The following is a 24,508-nucleotide window of genomic DNA, read 5'->3' as shown; positions in this document are numbered from 1 at the left end:
ACCACGAGCGAAACAGCGGTTCATAATGCTGCGCCGCCACATGGGTGCGCAGGGCTGGCGGGGCGTCGCGGGGTGTCGCGTTATGTCGGCGCGATGTCAGTGTCATGTCGGCCCGGTGTCGGCGCGCATGCGCGATCGATCCGATGCGCATACGCCGCTCATTCGAGTTCGGCGCCGCGCCGCTCGGGAATCAGAAACAGCGTCGCGAAGATGTCGAGCAGATAAATCGACGCCAGCAGCGCCAGCGCCGCGCCGAACGAATAGCGCGCTGCCAGCGCGCCCACCGCGACCGGCCCGAAGCCGCCGACCGCCCGGCCCGCGTTGAACAGCACGTTCTGCGCCGTCGCCCGCGCCTCGGTCGGATAAAGCTCGGAAATCAGCGCGCCGTAGCCGCCGATCATGCCGTTCACGAACACGCCCATGGCCGCGCCGCCGATCAGGAGCGCGACCGGCGTGGTCAGCTGCGCATAGACGAACACCATCACCACTGCGCCCGCCTGATAGAACAGGAACGTCGGCTTGCGGCCGAAACGGTCCGCGGCGATGCCGAACAGCCAGATGCCGGACGCCATGCCGAGGATCGTCGCGGCGGTCCACAAGCCGGATTGGGTCAGCGAATAGCCGAACGTCTTCGACAGATAACTCGGCAGCCAGATCATCAGGCCGTAATAGCCGAAGTTCTGCACCGAGCAGAGAATCGTCACGCCGATGCTCGCGCGCGTCGTGCGGCCATCGGCGATCAGCAGTTTCAGCGGCAGCTTGCGCATGCCGCGCGCGACGCGCTCGTTGAACAGCGCCGGCTCCTCGACGCGACGGCGCACGAAGAACGACACGGCCGCGGGCAGCAGCCCGAGCGCGAACATGCCGCGCCAGCCGATCACCGGCAGCAGCAGCGGCGTCAGCAAGGCGGCCGCGAGCACGCCGAGCTGCCAGCCGAGCCCGACATACGACGACACCCGCGCCCGAAGCGAGGCCGGCCACGCTTCGGCCACGAGCGTCATGCCGATGCCGAACTCCCCGCCCAGACCAATCCCGGCGATGGTCCGGTAGATCAGCAGATCCGTGTAGCCTTGCGCGAGCGCGCACAGACCGGTGAAGACGGCGAAGATCAGGATCGTCCACGTGAGCATGCGCACGCGCCCGAAGTAGTCGCTCAACACGCCGAAGATCACGCCGCCCGCGACCGCGCCGATCAGCGTCCACGTGACGAGCGCACCCGCCTGTGCCGAGCTCAGGTGCAGGTCGACGGCGATCACCGGCAGCATGAAGCCGAGGATCAGCAGATCGAAGCCGTCCATCGCATAACCGAGCACCGACGCGAGCAGCGCGCGGCCCGCATAGCCCTGTTTCGCGGGGGAGCCGGTATCGGTGACGGAGGCGGGAGGAGCGGCGTTCATTGAAAGCATTCCGTAGGTCGAAAGGCGGCTCGCGCGAGGCAGCGCCCAGGAGAAAGTCGCGTGAGTGTAAAGGCGGCCAGGGCCGGTCACAAGACAACCGGGCAGACGAGGTGGCCCGCCGCGCGTCGCTTGCACCATCGGTCCCACCTCTGCGAGGGCCGTCCGAAGACCTCGGCGAAGCGCGCCTCGCGCGGCCATCGGGCGCGCAAGCAGGCGCACCGCCGGACGCACGATCAGGCACACGAGCGCCCGGCGCCGCGCACGACTTCCCCCTCGGGAAGACCCATTTCGGGTAAAATAGCCGCCCACGCGCGCAGCAAAAAACGGCCTGTACGTACGCCGCAATCCCGTACGCCACTCGCCGGATACGTATTCCGCCCGACATGGCGCGGCCTGCCCCGCTTGCTGCGCCACCGGGCCATGCGCCCGCTTCTCCCCCGCTCACTCCGAAGGACCCGCCCATGACGACAGGCTTCGATCGCCAGACGATCTCCGACACCACCGCCAAGATGCTGCTCGAAGTGCAAGCAGTGCATTTCAACGCGGAGAAACCGTATATCTTCACGTCCGGCTGGGCGAGCCCGGTTTATATCGACTGCCGCAAGCTGATCTCGTATCCGCGCGTGCGCCGCGGCCTGATGGAAATGGCCGAATCGACGATCTTGCGCGATGTCGGCTATGAGCAGATCGACGCGGTCGCCGGCGGCGAGACCGCGGGCATCCCGTTCGCGGCATGGCTCTCCGATCGCCTGATGGTGCCGATGCAATACGTGCGCAAGAAGCCGAAGGGCTTCGGCCGCAATGCGCAGATCGAGGGTCTGCTGACCGAAGGCCAGCGCGTGCTGCTCGTCGAAGACCTGACCACGGACAGCCGCAGCAAGATCAACTTCATCAATGCGCTGCGCACCGCCGGCGCCACGGTGAACCACTGCTTCGTGCTGTTCCACTACAACATCTTCAAGGAAAGCGTGTCGGTGCTGAAAGACATCGACGTCGATCTGCACGCGCTCGCCACGTGGTGGGACGTGTTGCGCGTCGCGAAGGCAAACAGCTACTTCGACACGAAGACGATCGACGAAGTGGAAAAATTCCTGCACGCACCGGCCGAATGGTCGGCAGCGCACGGCGGCGCCACGTCCACGCCGCAATAAGCGCGTTCGCATCATGCGGTGAATACGCGATTAATGCGTAATAAATAAAAAAGCCGCCTGTCTCTCGACAGGCGGCTTTTTTTTCGCTCACTCGAATCGTGCGCGAAATCAGGATTCGTCGGCGACGTCGTCGCTCGAATGCGACGACAGATTCAGCAAGCCATTGCTCTGCGCATACTGGAACAGTTCCGAATCCCGCTCGATACCGAGCTTGCGCATCGCCGTATTTTTCTGCGTGCTGATCGTTTTGATGCTGCGGTTCAGGAGTTCGGAGATTTCCTTGATCGTCATGCCTGACACGAACAGACGCACGACTTCCAGCTCGCGTGCGGACAGCATCACTTCAGCATGCCTGCCGCGCGAATTGATTCGCAATGCATCGAGCGCCGCTTTGACGGACGGACTCATATACCCGAGCTTGCCGAGGACGTGCTGTACTGCGCGCCCGATATGGCTGAGATCGTCCGACTTGTTGACGACCGCCGTTACGCCCAGCTCGCCGAGCCGCCTGAGCAGCGCGACATTCTCAAGCATGGTGAGCACGACGATTGGGAGTACCGGAAAGTTGCGGCGTAGATAGCCGATCAGTTGCAGGCCGTCGCCGTATTGACCGCCGGGCATCGCGAGGTCGGTGACGAGCACGTCGCAGGCGGTGGTTTGCAAAATCCTGACAAGATCCGTTGACTGCCGCGCACGCCCCACGACCCGCAGACCGGGAAACTTGTGCAACGCATGCTCCGCACCAAACAGAATGACCGGATGGTCATCCGCAACCACGACCCTGAATGAACCTTGCATCGCCCCTCTTTGTACGGATAAACCGGTCTCCATGACTTCAAACGCTTTTTCTATGCTGACGACTCCAACGGGTAAAACGCAGCAAGAGTCACGCGGCAATAATGTGTCCCACTATATCTGATTTCCCTCGGCGAATTCCGCAAGTTGCGAACAATCATGCATCGCAAAGCTAATGTTAGTAGACTTGATTCGACCTTGGGGCACGATTAAGGACAACAACCATCGCGAGGACCCGCGCCTCGCGCCCTGACAGGAGAACCCGCACATGCGCGTGCGTTGCCTGGCTGTTTCGCTGGCTTCACCGTGGTGGCGTCGATCGCGCTTCATCCGCGCGATGCTCGGGCTCATGCTGTGCGTGGCGCATGGCTCGCACGCGCAGGCCGACGGAACGTTTACGCTGACGAGCGCGAGTCTCCGTGCGGGCGGCACCGTGCAGGCCGCCCAGGTTTTCGATCAGAGCGACTGCAAAGGCGGCAACCGCTCGCCGCAACTGACGTGGCGCAACGCACCGGCCGGCACGCGCAGCTTCGCGGTCTCGATGTTCGACGAAGATGCGCCGGGGCGCGGCTGGTGGCACTGGGCCGTGGCGGGCATTCCCGCCAGCGTCGACGGTTTGCCCGAAAATGCGAGTTCTTCCGGTTTCCTGAGGAAGCTCGGCGCGGTCGAAGCGCGCAACGACTTCGATACCGACGGTTATGGCGGCCCATGTCCGCCGCCCGGCAAATCACATCGCTACGTCATCACCGTGTATGCGCTGAACTCGGCCGATCTGCGGCTCGCGCAAGGACGCCCCGCGCTGATGTTCGATCATGAGATCGGCACGGCGACGATCGGCAGCGCGCGGCTCGTCGTCACTTACGGGCGCTAGGCGCGGGCGTCGTTCGTTGCGCCGCTGCGGCGCATCTGCCGCGAACCGCCCCGCAACAGCGCTCAACAGGTCACGCTCGTGTCACGTTCGGCGCGCATCGTCGTTTTTTCGCGCTGTTTTGCACGTCCATGGCGCCGAGGTCTTAAAATATAACGTTCCGGCGCGACGACGCGCCCCGTTTCCAGCGAGTGAGATCGAGATGAGCACGAAAGTTTTTGTCGACGGACAGGAAGGCACGACCGGCCTGAAGATTTTTGAATACCTGTCGCAGCGCGCCGACGTTGAAATCCTGCGTATCGAAGAAGCGAAGCGCAAGGACCTCGACGAGCGCCGTCGTCTCATCAACGCATCGGACGTCACGTTCCTCTGCCTGCCCGATGTCGCCTCGCGCGAATCCGCTTCGCTCGTCGAAAACGACCACACCGTGCTGATCGACGCGAGCACCGCGTTCCGCACCTCACCGGACTGGGCCTACGGCCTGCCCGAGCTGGCCCGCTCGCAGCGCGAACGTCTGCGCACCGCCAAACGCATCGCCGTGCCGGGCTGCCACGCCTCGGCTTTCGTGCTCGCGATGCGTCCGCTCGTCGAAGGCGGCGTCGTGTCGCCCGAGTTCGCCGCGCATTCGTATTCGATCACCGGCTACAGCGGCGGCGGCAAGAAGATGATTGCCGACTACGAAGCAGGCGGCAATGACAGGCTCAAGAGCCCGCGTCCGTATGCGCTCGGTCTCACGCACAAGCATCTGCCGGAAATGGCCGCGCACACCGGCCTGAAAACCGCACCGATCTTCACGCCGATCGTCGGCGGCTTCTACAAGGGTCTCGCGGTCACCACGTACTTCTCGCCGGGTCAGCTTGCGAAGAAGGCCACGCCGCAGGACGTGCTGGCACTGTTCGCCGAGTACTACGCGGGCGAGACGTTCGTACACGTCGCGCCGTTCGATGCCGATGCGAATCTCGACAGCGGCTTCTTCGACGTGCAGGCGAACAACGACACCAATCGCGTCGACCTGTTCGTGTTCGGCAACGAAGAGCGCTTCGTGACCGTCGCGCGTCTGGACAACCTCGGCAAGGGCGCATCGGGCGCGGCGATCCAGTGCATGAACCTCGCGATCGGCGCGGCTGAAGACACCGGCTTGAAACGCTAAGCGGCTCGCCCCACGGGCGCCGCGCCACGATCAGAGGCGCGCCCGCAACCGCTTCGAAAGCCGGTCCAGACAGACCGGCTTTTCTGTTTTAAAAGCCCGTCAATCCGAATTCGCGCGAAAAGCTAATTGGTAGTAGCCCGTATTACTTGAAATATAAAAACCGGAATAGCGCATCCGATCGTTAAACCGGAGTTCCGTCCGGCTCCGGTAATTCATGCGTTCAATTGCATTGTTCATGCATAGTTTTCCGCCTGGGGAAACTCCGGATTTTTTTGCGAACGCTCGTGCCAGGATCATAGAGCCTTTTTGCCGCAACGCTTGCCCAACAAGGGAGTGCGACGAAGCAACGCTGCCGCGTCCGGCGCGAAAAATCCTTTTCCGTTTAAAAGGACCACAAGTGTCCATGCAGTGCGCGTGCGCTGAAATTCGTGCTGTTTGAATCAGCCTTTTTAGACGGCTCATTCAATTGACAGCGATTAAACGCACAGCAAAATGACTCCGCACAATTACATGAAGGGAGACAGCAGCATGTCGCACGCCATGACCCGTGGCCTGGCAATGGCCATTGCCACAGCGCCATTCCTGATTGCCTGCGGCGGCGGCAACGCCGACAGTCCGGGCCCCGTCAACCCGCCGCAATGCTCGGGGGCGAGCTGCGGCCCCCAGGGGGCGCCGACGCCTGCGGCGAGCACGGCCACGCTGTGTCCCGATACCGGCGACATCGTCAAGAGCACCTACCTCGGTGGCGCCGGCAGCGGCGAAATCGTGCAGCTGAACATCGACGCAACGGCGATGACCTACACGCTCAAATGGCTCGAGTCGCCGATCCCGCTCACGAGCGCGAGCGTTTCGATCACGCGCAAGGGCACGCAGATCACCGGCGCGGTAATTCACCCGCCCACCGGCATGCTGCCGACCGCCGAGCAGACGCGCTGCGCATTCATTCTCGGCGCGGGCAGCGGCACCGCGTCGGACGGCACGACCTACACGACGCCGGACTTCGTCAACAACCCGAATCCGCCGATGATCCTGATCGGCAAGGGCGTCGCGGGCGGCGGCATTCCCGGGGCTACGGTCGAATACGCGGGCGTCACGATCATTCCGGGCGTCCTGACCCTTGGCACGGTCAACAAGCGGCACTTCGACTTCTATCCGTTCCTCGGCTTCGCAAGCACGACCACCGACATCACGAAACTGCCCGGCACCTACAACGGCCTGCTCTATCACCTTTCGCCGACGGCCAACTACGAAACCGTCGCGACGAACTCGCTTGAAACGTTCGATGCGAGCGGCAACTGCACGTCGTCGAGTTCGGCGGGCTGCCTGTCCACCGGCAACGCGCTGACGCTCAACAGCAACGGCTACTTCGACAGCACGAACCCGCCGCAGATCGTGCCGAGCACCGGCGGGACCAGCAATCCGTTCCGCACCGGCAACTTCGGTACCGCGCACATGATCCTCGGCCAGCTCAACGGCGCGACGGTTCCGCTCGTGGTTCGCACCGGCTACGTCGATACCAGCAACCTGCTGACCGCCAAGGTCGACGACGAATCGGGCATCGCGATGCTCGCCGCGGCGACCCCGCTCGCCTCGGGCGGTTTCGACGGCGGCTACGTCGGCGCCGACTCGAACTTCAAGTACACGGCGACGCTCGTGCAAGGCGCGGCCGCGACCTTCCTCAACCCCTCGACGTCCGCCGCGGAAAGCTCGATCGGGCTGAGCTACGGCGCATCGAGCCCCGGCCTCGTCGACGTTCAGGACAGCAACGGCAAGACCGGCCTCGCGATCGCCTCGGGCGGCTTGTACGCGATCGTGGTGCAGGGCGCGGAAAACGGCGGCATCACGCCGACCTCGGCCAACGCGGACACCCCGAGCGCACCGTACTTCGGCATCGGCGCGCAGATCAGCAAATAGCCGCAGCACTCACGCGCAAAGGTCAGAACGCAGGCGGCGGCGCAGCGCAATCACCCGGCGGCGGCTCACGGCACGGCCGGGACATATCAGCAGAACGTGGCCGGAATGGGAGCCGGCCGCATACAACGAGAACATCAGGGAGGCAGTATGAATTGGAGAATCGTTTCGGTGCTTGCTCTTTGCGCACCGATGCTGGGCGCGTGCGGCGGTGGCGGCGGCGGAAGCGGCGACGGACCGGTGACCGAAGCCCGGCTGTGTCCTTCCTCGCTCGACTACGGCACGGTCTTCACGGGCGGCGGCGGCGACGGCGAACTCGTCAAGCTGCAGCTCGATACGACGAAGATGACGTGGCAGATCAGCTACATCCAGTCGTCGATCCCCGCCGCCACCGGCACTGTGGTCCCGACGCGCGCGGGACAGACCGCGAGCGGCACGCTGACCCAGGAAACGCTCCTGCCGACCAGCAAGCTCAACCAGTGCGCGTTCCGCCTGAACGGCGCGAGCCTCGACGCCAACCGTCCGGCGCGGATTTTCGTCGGCGAAGGCGTAGCAGGCGGCACGATCCCCGGCGCGGAAATCTCGTTCGCGGGCGTGCTCGGCGTCGGCGCGGTGCCCGACACCACGTTCCCGTACTACCCGTTCATCGGCTTCTCGTCGATCGAGACGAATCTTTCGGCCGTCGCGGGCACGTACAACCAGGTCGGCTATCACCAGGTGCCGTCGCAAAACTTCGCGCCGGTCGCGGTCGATTCGAAGATCACGATCAACGCCGACGGCACATGGAGCGAGTGCGACAACACCGGCATCAACGCGGGCACGTGCCAGCAGCCCGGCGGTAACTTCCCGACCGCGGCCGACGGCAGCGGCGCATTCGAAACCGATCACTTCCTCGGCCAGGCAAAGCCGACGCTCGCGACGACCGCCGAGGGACGCGGCTACATGATCGTCGGCAAGCTGCGCGGTCAGCTGGTGCCGATCCTCGTGCGCACCGGTGCGGCCAATCCGTCGCCGACCCAGACGGTCAACGGCGCGGCCGGTCCGTACGCCGACGACGAATCGGGCATCTCGATCCTGTCGCCGCAAACCGCGACCACGGTGAACGCGCAGAACGGCGAGTACATCGGCGTGGATAGCCAGTTCGACTACCGCACCACCGCGCTCGAAGGCAGCGAGGCCACCCTGCTCGATCCGTTCAACGCGTCGCAAGCCTCGCTCGCGACCGCGCTGAATCTGGACTTCACGCAGACCGTGCCGGGCGTCGTGACGACCACCCAGGTGGGCGCGTCGACGGGCACCAAGCCGACCGGAAAGATGATCTTCACGGGCGGCGTGTTCGGCTACCTCGACATGACCAACGCCGCCTCACCGTACTTCACGATCGGCGCGTTCGTCCAGTGACGAGCGCCGCATGCAGCGCCGTCATGACCGAGGGCGCCGCATGCCGGCCTCCGGCCCCGCGAGCATCGCGCGACGCGGCGGCCGGAGCCCCACGAACATCCCGCGCAGCGGCCGGGCCCATGCCCTTCGCCACCCGCAGCCGCCCGCCGCGCACGTGAGCCGCGCGGGCGCCAGAGGAGAAACACGATGAAAAAATTCTGTCTCGCGATACTGGCGACGCTGCTGTCGGCCAGTGCATACGCCCAGCATGCGGGCGACAACGTCGCCGTGCTCGGCTGGTTCCATGTGATGCCGCAGGATTCGAGCACGCCGCTCACGACCAACGTCGCGCCGACACCGATCAACACGCCGCTGCGTCTGCCGAACACGTTCACGTCGGCGGGCACGGGCCTGTCGACCAACAGCGCCAACACGGTCGGCCTCGTGTTCAGCCATTACCTGACCGACCACATTGCCGTGACGACGGTGGCGGGCGTGCCGCCGACGTTCAAGATCTACGGCCACGGCACGATCAAGCCGCCGGGACCGGCCGGCGCGCTCGGCCAGCAGGATCTCGGCGATCCGCAGGCCAATCCGATCGTGAAGAGCGTGCGCCAGTGGAGCCCGGCGCTGCTGTTCCAGTACTACTTCAACGAGCCGACCGCGAAGCTGCGGCCGTTCGTCGGCATCGGCGTGTCGTACAACTGGTTCTCGGATGTCCAGCTCAGCAACGGCTTCGTGCAATCGACGCAGAACAACCTCGGCGCGGTACTCGCGGCCGGCGCGGGCAAGCCGGGGCAGACGCAGGTCTCGGCGAAGGCGTCGTCGTCGTGGGCGCCGGTGTTCAACGCGGGGCTCGCGTACAACATCACCGATCACTGGGGGCTCGTCGCGTCGGTGACCTATATTCCGCTGAAGACGACGTCGTCGGTCATCATCAAGGCGGCGGACGGCACGGAGCTCGGGGTGTCGAAGGCCGATCTGAGCGCCGATCCGATCATTTCCTTCCTGGCCGTGTCGTATAAATTCTGAATTCGGTTCCGGTGCGGCGAGGCGTACGGCCGGGCGCCAGAAACGACAAAGCCGGCGGTCCTGTACGAGGGACCGCCGGCTTTTTTTATTCGCGTCGCCTGCGGGATTGCGCCGCCGCTTCGGCGTCGCGCGGCAAATTCAGGGCAAAAAAAAGCCCGCCTAGGTTGGCGGGCTGAATCCATATCAGAGGAGACATGGAGGAGACAAGACGTACTATAGCAAACCACCTGGTGCGTCGCAACATGAAAATTAGGGTTGACCCTCAATGTCGCATAAACGCAACAATTACGTTCGCTATCGCCTGTATAGCTCCCCTCGCCTGTTGACAGAACAGACGCCTAGTGGCGCACCAGCGCCATCATCGCGCCGAAACCGACGAACACGCCGCCCGTCAGCCGGTTGAACATACGCGCGACGCTGCGGCTCTTCAGCTTCGCGCCGATGCGCGTGCCGAAGCCCGCATACACGAAATACCAGCTCACATCGATCGCCGCGAAAGTCGCGACGAGCACGCCGAACTGCGGCAGCTTCGGCAACGCGGGATCGATGAATTGCGGCAGCAGCGCGGCCGCGAACATGATCGCCTTCGGATTGCTGCTCGAGACGAGAAAACCGTTGCGAAACAGTGAGAAACGCGAACGCACCGGACGCGCCGAGAGTTCGTCGACGTTCGGCGCGGCGGCGTCTGCCGACGCGCGCCACGCCTTGATGCCGAGATAGACAAGGTAGGCCGCGCCGATCATGCGCAGCGCGTCGAACATCGCCGGCCACGCGGAGAGAAACACACCGAGCCCCGCCGCCGATACTGCCAGCATCAGCACCAGCGCCGACAGGCAACCGGCCATGGTCGCGCTGGCGCGGCGCAAACCGTGCTGGGCGCCGTGCGTCATCACGAGCAGCGTGTTCGGACCGGGAATCGAGGAAATCACGAAAACGGTGGCAACGTACAAGCACCAGGTATGTAGAGTCATCGGAATGGAAGCAGAAGAAGCGGGCGGGCTATTATGCCCGCTACCCGACGCGACCCTGCTCGACTCCGGCAAACCGCAAGGGAGCGTCAGCGCGCTAACGGCCTCAGCGGCCGGCGCGGCGCGTCGCGACCTGGCCCAGTACCGCGAAGTCCTTCTCGCCGTCGCCATGCGCAATGGCTTCAATCAGGCTGTCGCGCACCACGCTGGCGACCGGCATCGGCGTCGTCACCGCATCGGCGGCGGCGAGCGCGAGGCGCAGGTCCTTCAGACCGAGCCGCGCCTTGAATAGCGCCGGCTCGAAGCGCTGCTCGGCGATCAGCTTGCCGTAACCCGAGTACACCGACCCCTGGAACAGGCCGCTCGTGATCACGTCGAGGAAGTCCTGCATCGCGAGGCCGTGGCCGGTCACGAGCGCGGCCGCTTCGCCGAGCGTCTCGATCGCCGCGCCGAGCATGAAATTCGCGGCGAGCTTCATCACGTTCGCCTGCTGCGGCAGTGAGCCGATGCTCCAGGTCTTCTGGCCGAGCACATCGAAAATCGGCTGGAGCCGGTCGATCGATTCCGCCGGCCCGCCCGCGACGATCGTCAGCTTGCCCGCGGCCGCGACGTCGGACCGCCCGAGCACCGGCGCGGCCACGTAGTGAATGCCGCGCGACGCATGCGCGGTCGCCAGTTCCTCGGCGAGCGCAACCGAGATCGTGGCCATGTTCGCGTGGATCAGCCCGCGCGGTGCATGTTCGAGCAGCGACGCGGTGATGACCTCGCGCAGCGCGGCATCGTCGGCGAGCATCGAGAACACGGCGTCGCCTGCAAACGCTTCAGCCGGCGTCGCGACGATTTGCGCGCCCTGCCCAGCCAGCGCCTGCGCCTTTTCCGGCGAGCGGTTCCACACGCGCACCTGGTGGCCCGCTTTCAGAATGTTTTCAGCCATCGCGGCACCCATCTCGCCGAGGCCGATAAAACCGATGTCCATCTATTGCTCCGTCTTCTAAAGAACCCGAAGTAGAGCACACTCATGCGACACGCGCAGGACAACAAGCAATACGGCGGGCAGCACAGCGAACCACGCGAGCGGTGCGATACTGCTCGCATGGTCATCGCGACATTCCGCTTCTACGAGGAGCTGAACGACTTTCTCGCCCGGCCGCTGCGCCGGCGCGAGTTCGCCTGCGTCTGCGCGCGCGGCGCGACGGCCAAGCACATGATCGAAGTGCTCGGCGTGCCGCATACCGAGGTCGAGCTGATTCTCGTGAATGGCGAATCGGTCGGTTTCAATCACCTGCTCGCGGAAAGCGACCGCGTCGCCGTCTATCCGAAGTTCGAAGCGCTCGACATTCAACCGTTGCTGCGCGTGCGCGAACGGCCGCTGCGCGTGACGCGCTTCATCGCCGACGCGCACCTCGGCGGCCTTGCACCGCTTCTGCGCCTTGCCGGTTTCGATACGCTCTACGACAACCACTATCCCGACGCCGACATCGAAGCGCTCGCCGCCGCGCAGCAGCGCATCGTGCTGACGCGCGACCGCGAGCTGCTGAAACGCCGCAACATCACGCATGGCTGCTACGTGCGCGCGCTGCGGCCGCGCGAGCAGTTTCGCGAAGTATTCGAGCGGCTCGATCTCGCGCGCAGCGTGCAGCCGTTTCGTTTGTGCCTGATGTGCAATGCGCCGCTGCGGCGCATTGCACGAGAAGAGGTCGGCCCGCGCGCGCCGCGCGGTGTGCTGCAGCGGCATAGCCGCTTCGTCACCTGCGACGTGTGCGAGCGCGTGTTCTGGGAAGGCACGCATTGGCAGAAAATGCGCGCATTGATCGACAGTGTTGCGACGGGAACGTCGGATCACTCCGGCTAAGGGCGCGCTGCGTACAATGCTGGATTACCTATTTCGCAGAGGCCTTCCAGATGGCGATGAAAAAAACCGACCTTGAAAAGAACAAGGCACTGAAACTGAACAACGCAATGAAGCAAGCGGGCGTCGGCCGGGGCGGCACAGGTCTCGCGGCCGAGCCGAAGATCGACCGGCGCGAGCAACGCAAGCTCGATCAGGCACAGGGCCTCGTTCCATTCGCGTGCAAGCTGAACAGCGAACTCGCGGAAGAACTGAAAACGCGCGCCGCCGCGCATCCGGACGGCATGAACGGCCTGCTGGACCAAATCATCCGACGCGGCCTCGCGGGCTGACGCCGAACCGCGCGCGTCGACACGCTCGCGGCGCACGGTTCGCGCGAATGCCGGGCCGGACCGCGAACCCGTCGCGCATGCAAAAAGGCCAGAGCACAAGCTCTGGCCTTTTTGCTGGCAACGCCTTGCCGCGCCCGACTGCGACGGCCCGCTAACGGCCCGGTGCAACGGTACGGCACGCGTGCCCGACGAACGGGCGTCAACTTAGTTCGTCGCGCCCTTGTCGTTCGTGCCGGCTGCCGACGCTGCGGCAGCAACCGGAGCGCGCTTGCCGTGGGTCTTCAGCTTCTTGATGTGATGCTTCTTCGGTGCAGGAGCGGCAGCAGCCGGCGCAGCGGCTGCGTCGGATGCCTGTGCGAATGCCTGAACCGAAACCAGCGCGATCGAAGCAGCTGCGAGCGAGACGATAACTTTTTTCATATGTTGTTCCCCAAACCGGACGACTGAGTCGAATGTGAAAGAAGACACCTGCACGGTAGAGCAGACAGGGCTTCACGGCGCCTTTTACTCCCCGCGAAAGAGTATTACCCAAGCGTAGGCGGTTTGTCATGCCCAAAACTCAATATGTATTTTCTGGGAGACAACGAGCTTTCGTGATGCTTTCACCCATCCTGAATAACGCACCAGGGACAACACCAGGCCGTTCGCCGCAAAGCTCGCCGATTCAAACAGGGCAGCGCTCGGCCGACGGTTACGCGATCGTCGCGCAAGTCGCGCCGCTTGCCTGTCCGGCCGCGAGACGCCCGCGTATCATGTGAACAATCTCCGGCCGGTCCGACGCCGGATACGTCATCCCGGCAAGCTGTAGCCGGCACCACGGGCCGCGCCTCGACAGCCTGCCCGCGCGCACCACCGCAAATGAATAGCGCGCTTGCCGGCACGACCCACTCCAGAAACCCAAAAAACTTGAATTCCGATACCCGCCAACACCTGCGCGCCAACGTGCTGATGCTGATCGCCGCAATGATCTGGGGCTCCGCGTTTGTCGCGCAGCGGCTGAGCCTCGACGCGATCGGCCCGTTTCTGTTCACCGGCCTGCGCTTTCTGCTCGGCGCGCTCGTCGTGCTGACGATGATCGTCTGCGTACGCCGCCCGGCGCTCGCCGAACTGACGAGGCGCGAGCCGGACAGTGCTCGCGAACTGCTCGGCGCCGGTGGACTGCTCGGTGTCGTGCTGGCCGTATCGATTTCATTGCAGCAGATCGGGCTGCAATACACGAAGATCGCCAACGCCGGCTTCATCAGTTCGCTGTATGTCGTGATCGTGCCGTTGCTCGGCGTGCTGTTTCGCCATAAAACCGGCCTCGGCACGTGGCTCGGCGCGCTGCTCGCGGCCGTCGGCATGTATTTTCTGAGCGTCGACGAACATTTCTCGATGCTATACGGCGACTGGTATCAGCTCGCGGGCGCGCTGGTGATTTCCGCGCAGATGATGCTCGTCGGCCGCTTCGCGGCGCGCCACGACACGCTGATGCTCGCGCTCGTGCAGTTCGTGACCTGCGGGCTCGTGTGCCTCGCAATCGGCCTCGCGGTCGAGCCGGTCAGCGTCGCGGTGCTCACACGCGCGGCGCCGACGATCGCGTATGGCGGAGCGATGTCGGTCGGCATCGCCTATACGATCCAGGTGGTCGCCCAAAAGCATGCGGCGCCGTCGCACGCAGCGGTGATCTTCAGCATGGAAGGCGTGTTCGCGGCCCTCGCCGGCTGGCTCGTGCTCGGAGAAACGCTGACGGCGCGCGCGCTGTCCGGCTGCGCGCTGATGCTGGCGGGATTAATCGTGTGTCAGGTGCTGCCGGGCTGGCGGCGCAACCGCGAACGCGTGCCGCAAGCGTCGTAAGCGGCAAACCCAGCGGTGCCTGTCCGATTGAAACCCTTCATGCGGCCCGCGGATGCGCATACAGCTTCGGCGTATCGGCGGTGGGCGGAAACACGCACCAGCAGCCGTCGTCGTGACGAAAGAAGAACAGGCCGCGCGCGCCCTCTTCCGACGACGTCTCCACCCGCACATAACGCCGGCCGCCCAAGCGCGTGCGGCTGAATTCCGTGACGTGAACCAGCGCCGAAGGCAGCGGCGCAAGCCACTTCTCGACCAGAAACCGCAGCGACTGCTCGCTTGCGGATCTCATGATCCGCTCCGGACCGGTTTGTCCTGATGGGCGTCGCGCGTGGACTCGATGCTGTCGCCGTCGTCGGCGGCATGTTCGTCGGTTTCGGCGGCGGCCAGCGCCATCGCCCGATTGGTCGCTGCCGCCCTCAAGGTACTGCAATGAGCCGCATGCCGAAGGTCCGAGAGAAGACGGACGAGTTGTCGTGCTGATCTGCGTTTCATACATCCCCCCGCATTGCACCAAGAACCTCAGAAATCACTTTAACTTTATGCCGGGATGGCTCGGTGCCCAAATGTTTTTGACTAAATAGCAACAGTTGCGCTTGCAAAAAGAAAGCGCGCAATCTTCATGCCGCGGTTCAAATGTGCGCGTCCGGCGCGCGAGGGTCTGTGCGGTGGCGAGCGCTTCGCGTCGCGCGAACTGCGGGCTGTCGCACACGGCGAAAGGCGCTCGAGGCGACGGGTTATCCACAACAAGCTATGAACAACGTCGGGATATCCCGTCGAACAGCGTGTGTGCGAAATCTTGATAAAGACGGGTGCCGGTCAACGTGCTGCCGAACTTATCCCGCTTATGTAGTTTTTCTACAGCCGTGTTCCGCAGGGTTATAGGTTTTGCATCACCTTGATGAAGCGAGGAATTTTGGCGTTATCCACAGAACGGGTAAGCCCTTGTTAACTACTACTACATATGTATACGTATGAAGTAAAAAACATAGGATAAGCCCCGGTGCGCGCGCGGATGACAGGCTGGGCAGCGCTTGATCGGCCTGAATCCGCAGGCTGCACCGCGATGTTGGCCGCCTCGACGTTTATGGTGCGGGGCTCGCTCCGCTCGCCGGCTGGATGCCGGCCGCCTGGCCGATCGCATCGGGCAAAGTAGGAGCCAGCGTAGGAACCAGCGCGGGGACCGCCACTGGCGCCGCAGCGGCGATTGACGCGTGAACCGGCTCAGGAACCGCGGTGGGCGTCGTCACCGGAACCGGCGCCGATGCAGGCTCCGGTGCAAGTACCGGCGTCGGCATCGGTTCGGGGGCCGGCAGCACGCGCGTTTCGATTGTGCTGCTCGTCACCGGCTGTGTGCGCACGACGGTTTGCAGGTAGTGATCGACGAGGCCGAAGAAACGGTCGTAGAACTTGCCCGACGGAATCGTCTCGCTCGATATCTTGACCATCGCGTCGCTGTTCGAGCGGATCGGCAGCGACAGCGAGCCAAGCACGCTCAGCCCGACGCTCGCCGAGGTATCGCTTTTCTTCAGCGCGAAGCCGTTCTGCACCGCGTTCACGTAGACGATGCTCGTGCTGGCCGCCTCTTCTCCCGGCGTACACACCACATGAAATTCGACGACTACGTGGGTATCGCTCGTCGGCTGGAAATTCTTCGTGCCGTCGACGGTATCGGGACGCGCCATCGTCGTCAGATAGCCTTGGCTCAGCAAGGCGCGGCGCGCGGCTTCGCAGGCGTCGGTCGTGCTCGAATTGAAGTTGCGGGCGTACGGGCTCGCACCGGTTTCGAACAATTCCTGCTGGAATTGCGGTTGCGGTGTGCTGCTGCATGCCGCGAGCGCCAGCAGCCCGAACAGGGCCGCGGCGGTGGTTCTGGAAAACGGGATCTGCATGATCGAGTACAAGGAGCGCCGCATGGGCGCGAATGGAAATGCATTGTAGAGCGCGCCGCCGGGTGTGCGTAAAAGCGTGCGGCGGGAACCCGTCACCACGTGGCGGTGAGTGACAAAGAGACGAAACCGGGGAAGGTTGCGTGGATGCCGCGACAGTCTGCATTCGCAGTGATTGCAGCAGCCTCTGATACGGAAAGCAGGCGGAAGCGAAGGGAAAACCGCGCGGATGCGGTTAATTCGATGCGGTACGCGCCGAGCCTGAAACCGAACGTGTGGCCGGAGCCGAAGTGGCGGCCGAAGAAGAAGACACGGAAGACGCCGTCACCACCGCACTCGCGGGTTGCACCGCCGGCACGCTAAACGCATCGGCCCACTGATTCGCCCCGGCGCAACGATCGGCCTCGCACGGCACGGCCTGGCCGTCGGCATGCTGCGTGAGGTTCTGCGGCGGAGCGATTGCGGCGAAGTCTTCGACGCGCAAGCTCACCTTCTGCGCATATGCCTTCGATCCGCCGTAGCTCTTCAGCGCGGCGCTCAGATCGCCGTTGGCCGAGCGCATATAGCCGTAAAGGATTGCCGAGCCGGCTTCGATGTTCGCGCCCGGCTCGGTGAGGTCCTTGACGTTGCGCAGCAGTCCGCGATGCGCCTGCGGCACGACCTGCATGAGCCCCGTCGCGCCGTTGGCACCGCGGGCTTTTTCCTTGAAACGGGATTCGATCGAGATGATGGCGAGCAGCAGCGCCGGCGGGAGGGAGTATTTGGAGGAGGCGGACTGTACCGCGTCGGAAATCTTTTGAGCCTTGTCCTTGGCCAGGCCGAATTTGTGCGTGAGATACGCCGATATTCGGTCGCTATTTTCGTCGGCTGCTGCGGTTTGCATCAGGCCTAACGAAAGCACGATCAGGCAAAGTAACCGGCTCATAACGGGGACGGAAGGTAGCGGCAATCCTCGTATTATATCCCTGCCCTGTTGTCCGACACTGGGTCATTACAATTTTTGTCTTTTAAATCAAGGGGAATCGGGATGCGGGTCGGTTGCCTGAACGACTCTCTCTTGGGATAAAAGCCACCAGGTAGCGGTGCGAGTAACGAAGACGAGGTGATCGCCTTCTGCTTGTCTCCCCAATTTATGCGGTTAGTTGCATTTATGGCTCGACAGCGGCTGCAAGCGGAGATTTGAGACAATGGGTGCGGTCCGCACGCCCGTCAGCGCGAGCTCTGGCTGCACAGCGTTCTCTTGCTGGCGTGCCGGTTCGGCGAATAACCGATGTTTTCAACCATGAGCAAAACCGCATTCATTCCCAGCGTCCCCGGCACGTCGGAGGACGATTTCGACATTTCGGCGACCGCGAAGATGGCCGGCTATCGGCGCTTCTACGGCGTGCTGAAAGTCGTGCGCAATACCGACGGCCGCGTGCTGTTTCCGTTCGACGGCGCACCGGAGCTCGGTCCGCATGCGACGCGGCTCGAAGCGATTGCCGCCGCGCAGGTGTACGGAGAGCATATCGTCACGAGCGATCTGGCCCGGCCGGAGCTTTAGCGCGAGGCGTTGCGCCTGTGCATGCGACGACGGCGGCAGTGACAGCAGGTTGCCCGCATATGGCAAACAAGGCCGCAACAGCGAACAGGCGCAATGAAAAATAAACAAGAAGACCGACATGGAAAGCGCGATGAGCCACGACAGGCAGCATGACAGGAGCCGTCGGCGCACGGCGAGGCTACCGGTTGCGGCGCTCTGTGGCGCGGCTCTGTTCGCGAGCGCGTTGGCTCAACCCGGCTTCGCGCAGGACACCGCCGTCGCCACCGATACCGTGCAAGCGGCGCTGCGTGAAGCGGACGTCGTTCATATGCGCGTGCACGTCGCCGCCGTCGATGCCGCCAGCAATCGTGTGCTGCTGCGCGATCCGCGCGGCCAACTCGCCGATGTCGAGGTCAACCGGGGCATCGCGGACGTAAGCCGGTTGCGTGTCGGTGATCGCCTCAACGTCGCGTATCAGCAGGCGATGCTGATTCGCATCGAGAAGCTCGCAACCCAAGGTGTGCGCGAGCGCACCGAAACGACGCTCGCACTGCCGGCATCGGCGGGCGTGGTGTCGTCCGCGCATCGGGTGCGGATCGTCGCGACTGTCGTCAGGATCGATGGCAAGAACCGCACGGTGACGCTGCGTGGACCGAAACATCGGCAACTGCTGCAAGTCGCGCGCGATATTCCGCTCGACGAACTCCACGTTGGCGAGAGCGTGCGCGCCGAGTTCGTGTCGGCGGCGGCGGTGTCGTTGGTGAGAGAGTGAGCGCCGCGTTGTAGGGCAAGCTCGCGCCGGCGTATCCGTGTCCGGGAATGGGCGGATTGTTTGCCACCTGCGCCGAACCCGATTTGAGGAAACGGGAATACGCTTGCCGATAAACGCGCGCGCTTCCGAAGCCAAGCGCCGCGCGGTTGGATATACGCAGCCCGCCTCGATTCCGTCGGCCATACCACGACGACATACCGAGGCGGCGATGCATGCGCATCAATCAGCGCATGCGCACGCTTCTAGCCGCCCCGGCCGCCGCGCGCGCCGCAAGCACGCCACCGAGCGCGCCGCCGATATGGCTCTGCCACGACACACCGGGATAGACCGGCAGCACGCCGAACAGCATGCTCAGACCGTAGCTGCTCACGACGACCAGCGCCACGACGATCGAGACGAGATTGCGCGTGTAGTAACCGCGCGCAACCAGATAGCCCGCATAGCCAAACACTAGGCCGCTCGCGCCGATATGCACCGAATAAGGCGCGCCCAATAACCACGCGCAGAGACCCGCGCCCAGCATCGCGCCGAGGGTCGCGCGCCAGAAGCCGGCGATGTCCGGCCACGTGCACAACCAGCCGAGAACGAGCAGCCCGCTCGTGTTGGCGGCGATGTGCGCGAGGTTCGCATGCAGCCACGGCGCAAACAGGATGCCTTGCAGGCCGCCGAACGTGCGCGGCACGACACCGTGCTCGTTCAGATGGAGGAACGGCAACGCGGCCGACAGAAAGAACACCGCCCACATCGAGCCGACGAAGAGCGCGAGCAGTACGGCTCGAGTTTTGAGTTGGGCGGTGAACGTCGCGGTTCGCATTGGGTCGGAAGCCGAGGTCTTCATGTGTCGATGATGCCCTGCGTGGTATCGGCCGAGCGTAGTCGATAGGGTGCCGCCGCGTCGAGCCGTCGTGGAAAAAACGGATTAAGCCGACACGGCATGGGCGCTTCGCCACGCTGGGTCATTGCACTTTCTTTTGGCGAATCATGCCGCGGTTTCGCTTTCAGAATTCCGCTATGCTGAAGACGCGACAGTCGTTGAATCCGGCAGCGTCACCTCATCGGGCAAAGGCTATTTGCTTGACCACGACGACGAAATAAAACAATCGAGATAATCCGATGAAGCGGTTATTGAGTGTTGCGGCGATAGGATTCTGCATGACTCTTTCGGCGTGCGCGAGTCGCGATCAGTCCGGTCACGCGGCTACGGCCCCCGATAACACGCCCATAGGCACCGGGTACGTCACGAACGTGCTGCTTCCAGGCGGGCAAACCGCGAATGGGGATACTGGCCGAGGCAGCCGGAGTGCGAGGGAGAATACTGGGGTCAACGGGGTCAACGGGGTCAACGGGGTCAACGGGGTCAACGGCGTTGCCGGGTCCGTGGGCCCTCAAGGTGCGGCCGGCAAGCCCGGCGAACAGGGGGCAAAAGGCGACACCGGTGCGAAAGGCGAGCGTGGCGAACGCGGAGAGAAAGGCGATCGCGGCGACTCGGGCAGCAAGGGCGAGAGAGGCGATCGCGGTGAAAAGGGTGACCGGGGCGAAACAGGCGACCGCGGCGAACCCGGGCCTCCCGGCCGTGATGGTCTGCAAGGCCCTGCCGGCGTTTCGCTGGTCAGTTTGCTCTACCCGCAAGGAAAGTCGGCGGATGGCAACAACAATCCCAAACCGGATGGAGGTTCCGGCTCGCCCCCAGAGAACCTCCTGACCTCTCTCGCAAAACTCGTCACGGCATTGACGCCGATCGTTCTCGCTTTGCTCGAGATATGGAAACGCAACCTCTCCGCGGGTCGCCCACCGACTCTGCGGGAATCGAGAGAATACGCGGAAAGCAAGATATCTCACTCGCCCGATCTCTCCGAATTCGACCGTGAGAAGCTCATTGCCGCGTTCACGAGGCAGGACTTCAACCGGCGTCGGGCCCTATACCGGGCCCGACGCAACAGAACCCGCGAGCAATCGAATATTGCCCGCGTGCTTCAGTTGCTTATCGTGTGCTGTGGACTCGTCGGTATCGTCTATCTCGGTTACGAGTTGCTCGTTTCGCTGTTGATATTCATTTGCGCGTACACACTGATCCTTTCCGTTGCGCTTCTCTGTTGCGCACTGGCGAAGAAACTGCTCGACGAAAAATCGCACAAAAAGAATCTTCTTGAATTCAGAGTGCGATTGATGGAAATGAAGTACGCGCACGAACTCAATATGTCCCGGCAGCGCTTTGACGAGCAAATGAAACTGCTTCAGGAAGGGAATGCGCGGCGGGATCGTAGCAATAAATTCGAGTTGTAGCTGTGTGCCGGAGAGAAGCGAGAGGCGGGATACCATCGCGTCCCGCCCAAAGCTCACTCGACAGTCACCGACTTCGCCAGATTCCGCGGCTTATCCACATCCGTCCCCCGCGCACATGCCGTGTGATACGCGAGCAACTGCAACGGCACGACGTGCAGGATCGGCGACAGCAGCCCGTAGTGCTCCGGCATCCGGATCACATGCAGCCCCTCGTCGTTGACGATCTTCGTATCCGAATCGGCGAACACGTAAAGCTCGCCGCCACGCGCGCGCACTTCCTGAATATTCGACTTCAGCTTTTCGAGCAGCGCATCGTTCGGCGCGACCGTGACCACCGGCATCGCTTCGGTCACGAGCGCGAGCGGCCCATGCTTGAGCTCGCCGGCCGGATACGCCTCGGCATGGATATACGAAATTTCCTTGAGCTTCAGCGCGCCTTCGAGCGCGATTGGATAGTGCAGGCCGCGGCCGAGGAACAGCGCATGCTCCTTGCGCGAAAACTCTTCCGACCACGCGATGATCTGCGGCTCGAGCGCCAGCACGCTGTTCAGCGCGGCGGGCAGATGGCGCAACTGCTTCAGATAGTCCGCTTCCTGCGTGTCGCTCAGGTGACCGCGCAGCTTCGCGAGCGTGGCCGCGAGCACGAACAGCGCGACCAGTTGCGTCGTGAACGCCTTCGTCGATGCAACGCCGATCTCGCGGCCCGCATGCGTGAGGAACGACAACTCCGTCTGCCGCACCATCGCGCTCGTGCCGACGTTGCAGATCGCGAGCGTGTGCGCGTGGCCGAGCGCCTGTGCGTGCTTGAGCGCCGCGAGCGTATCGGCTGTTTCGCCCGACTGCGAGATCACGACCACGAGCGACTTCGGATTCGGCACCGACTCGCGATAGCGATACTCGCTCGCGATCTCGACCTGGGTCGGAATCTTCGCAATCGATTCGAGCCAGTACTTCGCGGTAAGCCCCGAGTAGTAGCTCGTGCCGCACGCGAGAATCAGCAGGCTGTCGATCTCGCCGAACACCTTGCTCGCGCTGTCGCCGAAGATCCACGGATCGAACGCATCGGTCTGCGGAATCGTGTCGGTGATCGCGCGCGGTTGCTCGAAAATTTCCTTCTGCATGAAGTGGCGATACGGGCCGAGTTCGACCGCGCCGCCATAGGCCGCGACCTGGCGCACTTCGCGCTGCGCGCGCTCGCCGTTGCGATCGGCGATACGCACGCCGTCGAGCGACAGTTCGCACACGTCGCCTTCCTCGAGGAAGATGAAGCGTTCGGTGCTGCCCGCGAGCGCGAGCGCGTCCGAGGCGAGGAAGTTCTCGCCGTCGCCGAGCCCGACCACGAGCGGCGAGCCCTGGCGCGCGCCGACCACCGTGTGCGGCTGGTCCTTGTGCAGCACCGCGATCGCATACGCGCCGTGCAGTTGCGCGATCGCTTCGCGCACCGCCGCGAACAGATCGCCGCGATACAGGCTGTGGATCAGGTGCGCGATAACCTCGGTGTCGGTCTGCGAAACGAACGTGTAACCCTTGCCACGCAGCATCTCGCGCAGTGTTTCGTAATTCTCGATGATGCCGTTGTGTACCAACGCGAGCGCGTCGCGCGAGAAGATCGGGTGCGCGTTGTCGGTGACCGGCGCGCCGTGCGTGGCCCAGCGCGTATGCGCGATGCCCGTCACGCCTTCGAGCTGCCCGTCGCGCACCTGGTCGTCGAGGTCGGCGACGCGCGCGACGCTGCGCGCGCGGCTCGGTCCGTTCGCGCCGAGCACGGCGACGCCGCACGAATCGTAGCCGCGATATTCGAGGCGCCGGAGTCCTTCGATCAGGACGGGAACGATATTACGTTGCGCAACCGCGCCGACAATGCCGCACATGGTTTATTCCTTTTCAGAGCCGGATTCGGGAAGCGCGCCTCGCGCGCCGTCTCCGTCAGTTTTTCTTCTTGACCGGGCGCACGTAGCCCGTTTTGCTCGTTTGAGTCTTGTCATTCAGCACCAGCGCATCGGGCTCGACGTCTTTCCAGACCGTCGTGCCCGCCGCGATCGTCGCGCCGCGCCGCACGCGCACCGGCGCAACCAGTTGCGTGTCCGAGCCGACGAACACGTCGTCTTCGATCACGGTGCGGAATTTGTTCGCGCCGTCGTAGTTGCAGGTAATCGTGCCCGCGCCGATGTTCACGCGCGCGCCGATATCCGCGTCGCCGATATAGGTGAGATGGTTCGCTTTCGAGCCATGGCCGAGCACCGCGTTCTTGATCTCGACGAAGTTCCCCACGTGAGACTCGTCCTGCAGCGCCGCGCCGGGACGCAAGCGCGCGTACGGGCCGAGCACGGCCTTCGCGCCGACTTCTGCGCCTTCGATATGCGTGAACGCGTCGACGCGCGTGCCCGCGCCGATGTTCGCGTTGCGGATCACGCAGTTCGGGCCGATCGTCACGTTGTCGGCCAGCGTCACGCGGCCTTCGAATACGCAGTTCACGTCGATCGACACGTCGCGGCCGCATTCGAGCGTGCCGCGCACGTCGAGGCGCGCCGGGTCGGCGAGCGTCACGCCCGCGACGAGCAGCGCGTCGGCCACGTTGCGCTGATGAATCCGTTCGAGTTCGGCGAGCTGCTGCTTGCTGTTCACGCCGAGCGTTTCCCACTCGTCGTCGGGCTGCGTGGTGACGACTTCGAGGCCGGCTTCGATCGCCATTTCGACCGCGTCGGTCAGATAGAACTCGCCTTGCGCGTTGTCGTTTTTCAGCGCCGCGAGCCAGCCGGCGAGCCGCGCGGTCGGCGCGACGATGATGCCGGTGTTGATCTCGGCGATCTTCAACTGCTCGGGGCTCGCGTCCTTCTGCTCGACGATGCGCTGCACCTTGCCGCTCGGGTCGCGCACGATGCGGCCGTAGCCGCTCGGGTCGTCGAGCGTGACGGTGAGCACGCCGTAGCCGTCGCGGCCCGCGCGTTCGGTGAGCGCCTGCAGCGTTTGCGCGCGCGTGAGCGGCACGTCGCCGTACAGCACGAGGGTGGGTAGCGAGGGATCGAGCAGCGGCAACGCCTGCTGCACCGCGTGGCCGGTGCCGAGCTGCTGCTCCTGCACCGCGAATTGAATGTCGGGCGCCGCGACCGCTTCACGCACGGCCTCGGCGCCGTGGCCGATCACGACGATCAGACGCGCGGGCTTCAGCGCGCGAGCGGTGTCGATGACATGAGCGAGGAGCGGCTGGCCAGCCAGGGGATGGAGCACCTTGGGAAGCGCGGAACGCATGCGCTTGCCGGTACCCGCCGCCAAAATCACGATGTTCATGGCGTCGGCAATCAGACGAGTTTGGAGCCGACGATTCTAGCATGCTGCACCCGCAAAAAAGGCCGCGGGTGCGGCCTTGGCGGGAACA

The 24,508-nt window shown here is 64.0% G+C and carries 23 protein-coding genes; 12 read left to right on the top strand and 11 right to left on the bottom strand.

Translation table 11 applies throughout. From position 1 onward, the window contains the following. Positions 1–158: 158 nt before the first annotated feature. Positions 159–1,397 (bottom strand): MFS transporter, encoded by a 1,239-nt coding sequence (locus G3N58_RS20975; protein WP_206000091.1) that lies wholly within the window; start codon positions 1,395–1,397, stop codon positions 159–161. A 461-nt stretch (positions 1,398–1,858) separates the two neighbouring features. On the opposite strand from G3N58_RS20975, the gene G3N58_RS20970 reads away from it, so the two are divergent. Next, positions 1,859–2,548 (top strand): orotate phosphoribosyltransferase, encoded by a 690-nt coding sequence (locus G3N58_RS20970; RefSeq protein WP_167047568.1) that lies wholly within the window; start codon positions 1,859–1,861, stop codon positions 2,546–2,548. 108 nt (positions 2,549–2,656) lie between these two features. Here the strand turns inward: G3N58_RS20970 and G3N58_RS20965 are convergent, their stop codons facing one another. Beyond that, positions 2,657–3,346 (bottom strand): response regulator, encoded by a 690-nt coding sequence (locus G3N58_RS20965; protein ID WP_167047565.1) that lies wholly within the window; start codon positions 3,344–3,346, stop codon positions 2,657–2,659. Between the two features lie 265 nt (positions 3,347–3,611). Here G3N58_RS20965 and G3N58_RS20960 point away from each other — a divergent pair, with 265 nt between their 5' ends. The 5 genes from G3N58_RS20960 (at position 3,612) to G3N58_RS20940 (ending at position 9,684) form a co-directional block, all read left to right on the top strand. Next, positions 3,612–4,214 carry a YbhB/YbcL family Raf kinase inhibitor-like protein gene (locus tag G3N58_RS20960; RefSeq protein ID WP_167284452.1) on the top strand — a complete coding sequence of 201 codons (603 nt, stop codon included), beginning with the start codon at positions 3,612–3,614 and terminating at the stop codon, positions 4,212–4,214. 199 nt (positions 4,215–4,413) lie between these two features. Continuing rightward, positions 4,414–5,361, top strand: coding sequence for an N-acetyl-gamma-glutamyl-phosphate reductase (argC, locus tag G3N58_RS20955; protein WP_206000090.1), 948 nt, complete (start codon positions 4,414–4,416; stop codon positions 5,359–5,361). Positions 5,362–5,889: 528 nt separating this feature from the next. Beyond that, entirely contained in the window at positions 5,890–7,275 is a 1,386-nt protein-coding gene (locus tag G3N58_RS20950; protein ID WP_167047556.1) for a DUF2957 domain-containing protein, read from the top strand. A 147-nt stretch (positions 7,276–7,422) separates the two neighbouring features. Next, positions 7,423–8,673, top strand: coding sequence for a DUF2957 domain-containing protein (locus tag G3N58_RS20945; protein WP_206000088.1), 1,251 nt, complete (start codon positions 7,423–7,425; stop codon positions 8,671–8,673). Between the two features lie 186 nt (positions 8,674–8,859). Further along, a complete protein-coding gene (locus G3N58_RS20940) occupies positions 8,860–9,684 on the top strand; it encodes an OmpW family protein (RefSeq protein WP_167047550.1) in 825 nt (274 codons plus the stop codon). A 338-nt stretch (positions 9,685–10,022) separates the two neighbouring features. On the opposite strand, the gene G3N58_RS20935 is transcribed toward G3N58_RS20940, so the two are convergent. Both G3N58_RS20935 and G3N58_RS20930 read right to left on the bottom strand, forming a co-directional pair. Beyond that, positions 10,023–10,655, bottom strand: a complete 633-nt coding sequence (locus G3N58_RS20935; protein ID WP_167047547.1) for a LysE family translocator — start codon at positions 10,653–10,655, stop codon at positions 10,023–10,025. Positions 10,656–10,758: 103 nt separating this feature from the next. Continuing rightward, complete coding sequence (locus tag G3N58_RS20930; protein WP_206000087.1) at positions 10,759–11,628, bottom strand: NAD(P)-dependent oxidoreductase; 870 nt, start codon at positions 11,626–11,628, stop codon at positions 10,759–10,761. A 117-nt stretch (positions 11,629–11,745) separates the two neighbouring features. On the opposite strand from G3N58_RS20930, the gene G3N58_RS20925 reads away from it, so the two are divergent. Next, positions 11,746–12,504, top strand: a complete 759-nt coding sequence (locus G3N58_RS20925) for a Mut7-C ubiquitin/RNAse domain-containing protein (RefSeq protein ID WP_206000085.1) — start codon at positions 11,746–11,748, stop codon at positions 12,502–12,504. 50 nt (positions 12,505–12,554) lie between these two features. After that, a complete protein-coding gene (locus G3N58_RS20920; protein WP_167047538.1) occupies positions 12,555–12,833 on the top strand; it encodes a hypothetical protein in 279 nt (92 codons plus the stop codon). Positions 12,834–13,037: 204 nt separating this feature from the next. On the opposite strand, the gene G3N58_RS20915 is transcribed toward G3N58_RS20920, so the two are convergent. After that, complete coding sequence (locus G3N58_RS20915) at positions 13,038–13,253, bottom strand: hypothetical protein (RefSeq protein ID WP_167047535.1); 216 nt, start codon at positions 13,251–13,253, stop codon at positions 13,038–13,040. A 486-nt stretch (positions 13,254–13,739) separates the two neighbouring features. Here G3N58_RS20915 and G3N58_RS20910 point away from each other — a divergent pair, with 486 nt between their 5' ends. Then, positions 13,740–14,669 carry a DMT family transporter gene (locus G3N58_RS20910; protein ID WP_206000084.1) on the top strand — a complete coding sequence of 310 codons (930 nt, stop codon included), beginning with the start codon at positions 13,740–13,742 and terminating at the stop codon, positions 14,667–14,669. 37 nt (positions 14,670–14,706) lie between these two features. On the opposite strand, the gene G3N58_RS20905 is transcribed toward G3N58_RS20910, so the two are convergent. The 3 genes from G3N58_RS20905 to G3N58_RS20895 all read right to left on the bottom strand — a co-directional run bounded on the left by G3N58_RS20905 (position 14,707) and on the right by G3N58_RS20895 (position 17,480). After that, positions 14,707–14,958 (bottom strand): hypothetical protein, encoded by a 252-nt coding sequence (locus G3N58_RS20905; protein ID WP_167047530.1) that lies wholly within the window; start codon positions 14,956–14,958, stop codon positions 14,707–14,709. 793 nt (positions 14,959–15,751) lie between these two features. After that, entirely contained in the window at positions 15,752–16,582 is an 831-nt protein-coding gene (locus tag G3N58_RS20900; RefSeq protein WP_241017183.1) for a DUF2242 domain-containing protein, read from the bottom strand. A 208-nt stretch (positions 16,583–16,790) separates the two neighbouring features. Further along, positions 16,791–17,480, bottom strand: coding sequence for a transglycosylase SLT domain-containing protein (locus tag G3N58_RS20895; RefSeq protein ID WP_206000083.1), 690 nt, complete (start codon positions 17,478–17,480; stop codon positions 16,791–16,793). Between the two features lie 357 nt (positions 17,481–17,837). On the opposite strand from G3N58_RS20895, the gene G3N58_RS20890 reads away from it, so the two are divergent. After that, entirely contained in the window at positions 17,838–18,098 is a 261-nt protein-coding gene (locus tag G3N58_RS20890) for a DUF6723 family protein (RefSeq protein ID WP_167047524.1), read from the top strand. A gap of 130 nt (positions 18,099–18,228) precedes the next feature. Continuing rightward, positions 18,229–18,849: a hypothetical protein gene (locus tag G3N58_RS20885; RefSeq protein ID WP_206000082.1), complete on the top strand. Its 621-nt coding sequence runs from the start codon at positions 18,229–18,231 to the stop codon at positions 18,847–18,849. A gap of 223 nt (positions 18,850–19,072) precedes the next feature. On the opposite strand, the gene G3N58_RS20880 is transcribed toward G3N58_RS20885, so the two are convergent. After that, complete coding sequence (locus G3N58_RS20880; protein WP_240159212.1) at positions 19,073–19,663, bottom strand: rhomboid family intramembrane serine protease; 591 nt, start codon at positions 19,661–19,663, stop codon at positions 19,073–19,075. Between the two features lie 563 nt (positions 19,664–20,226). Here G3N58_RS20880 and G3N58_RS20875 point away from each other — a divergent pair. Continuing rightward, positions 20,227–21,132, top strand: a complete 906-nt coding sequence (locus tag G3N58_RS20875) for a collagen-like protein (RefSeq protein WP_241017182.1) — start codon at positions 20,227–20,229, stop codon at positions 21,130–21,132. A 53-nt stretch (positions 21,133–21,185) separates the two neighbouring features. Here the strand turns inward: G3N58_RS20875 and glmS are convergent, their stop codons facing one another. Then, positions 21,186–23,003 carry a glutamine--fructose-6-phosphate transaminase (isomerizing) gene (gene glmS, locus G3N58_RS20870; protein ID WP_167284446.1) on the bottom strand — a complete coding sequence of 606 codons (1,818 nt, stop codon included), beginning with the start codon at positions 23,001–23,003 and terminating at the stop codon, positions 21,186–21,188. 55 nt (positions 23,004–23,058) lie between these two features. Next, complete coding sequence (glmU, locus tag G3N58_RS20865; RefSeq protein ID WP_167047510.1) at positions 23,059–24,420, bottom strand: bifunctional UDP-N-acetylglucosamine diphosphorylase/glucosamine-1-phosphate N-acetyltransferase GlmU; 1,362 nt, start codon at positions 24,418–24,420, stop codon at positions 23,059–23,061. Positions 24,421–24,508: the final 88 nt, after the last annotated feature.

The sequence above is a fragment of the Paraburkholderia sp. Ac-20342 genome, assembly GCF_017104985.1.
Lineage (GTDB): Bacteria > Pseudomonadota > Gammaproteobacteria > Burkholderiales > Burkholderiaceae > Paraburkholderia.
The sequence above is the reverse complement of the archived record's forward strand: the minus strand, read 5'-3'. Positions and strand labels throughout refer to the sequence as shown.

Bases quoted from the DNA above. Each gene is read 5' to 3' on its own strand.
- G3N58_RS20975 (WP_206000091.1), bottom strand. From the start codon at position 1,397: ATGAACGCCGCTCCTCCCGCCTCCGTCACCGATACCGGCTCCCCCGCG.
- G3N58_RS20970 (WP_167047568.1), top strand. From the start codon at position 1,859: ATGACGACAGGCTTCGATCGCCAGACGATCTCCGACACCACCGCCAAG.
- G3N58_RS20965 (WP_167047565.1), bottom strand. From the start codon at position 3,346: ATGCAAGGTTCATTCAGGGTCGTGGTTGCGGATGACCATCCGGTCATT.
- G3N58_RS20960 (WP_167284452.1), top strand. From the start codon at position 3,612: ATGCGCGTGCGTTGCCTGGCTGTTTCGCTGGCTTCACCGTGGTGGCGT.
- argC (WP_206000090.1), top strand. From the start codon at position 4,414: ATGAGCACGAAAGTTTTTGTCGACGGACAGGAAGGCACGACCGGCCTG.
- G3N58_RS20950 (WP_167047556.1), top strand. From the start codon at position 5,890: ATGTCGCACGCCATGACCCGTGGCCTGGCAATGGCCATTGCCACAGCG.
- G3N58_RS20945 (WP_206000088.1), top strand. From the start codon at position 7,423: ATGAATTGGAGAATCGTTTCGGTGCTTGCTCTTTGCGCACCGATGCTG.
- G3N58_RS20940 (WP_167047550.1), top strand. From the start codon at position 8,860: ATGAAAAAATTCTGTCTCGCGATACTGGCGACGCTGCTGTCGGCCAGT.
- G3N58_RS20935 (WP_167047547.1), bottom strand. From the start codon at position 10,655: ATGACTCTACATACCTGGTGCTTGTACGTTGCCACCGTTTTCGTGATT.
- G3N58_RS20930 (WP_206000087.1), bottom strand. From the start codon at position 11,628: ATGGACATCGGTTTTATCGGCCTCGGCGAGATGGGTGCCGCGATGGCT.
- G3N58_RS20925 (WP_206000085.1), top strand. From the start codon at position 11,746: ATGGTCATCGCGACATTCCGCTTCTACGAGGAGCTGAACGACTTTCTC.
- G3N58_RS20920 (WP_167047538.1), top strand. From the start codon at position 12,555: ATGGCGATGAAAAAAACCGACCTTGAAAAGAACAAGGCACTGAAACTG.
- G3N58_RS20915 (WP_167047535.1), bottom strand. From the start codon at position 13,253: ATGAAAAAAGTTATCGTCTCGCTCGCAGCTGCTTCGATCGCGCTGGTT.
- G3N58_RS20905 (WP_167047530.1), bottom strand. From the start codon at position 14,958: ATGAGATCCGCAAGCGAGCAGTCGCTGCGGTTTCTGGTCGAGAAGTGG.
- G3N58_RS20900 (WP_241017183.1), bottom strand. From the start codon at position 16,582: ATGCGGCGCTCCTTGTACTCGATCATGCAGATCCCGTTTTCCAGAACC.
- G3N58_RS20895 (WP_206000083.1), bottom strand. From the start codon at position 17,480: ATGAGCCGGTTACTTTGCCTGATCGTGCTTTCGTTAGGCCTGATGCAA.
- G3N58_RS20890 (WP_167047524.1), top strand. From the start codon at position 17,838: ATGAGCAAAACCGCATTCATTCCCAGCGTCCCCGGCACGTCGGAGGAC.
- G3N58_RS20885 (WP_206000082.1), top strand. From the start codon at position 18,229: ATGAGCCACGACAGGCAGCATGACAGGAGCCGTCGGCGCACGGCGAGG.
- G3N58_RS20880 (WP_240159212.1), bottom strand. From the start codon at position 19,663: ATGCGAACCGCGACGTTCACCGCCCAACTCAAAACTCGAGCCGTACTG.
- glmS (WP_167284446.1), bottom strand. From the start codon at position 23,003: ATGTGCGGCATTGTCGGCGCGGTTGCGCAACGTAATATCGTTCCCGTC.
- glmU (WP_167047510.1), bottom strand. From the start codon at position 24,420: ATGAACATCGTGATTTTGGCGGCGGGTACCGGCAAGCGCATGCGTTCC.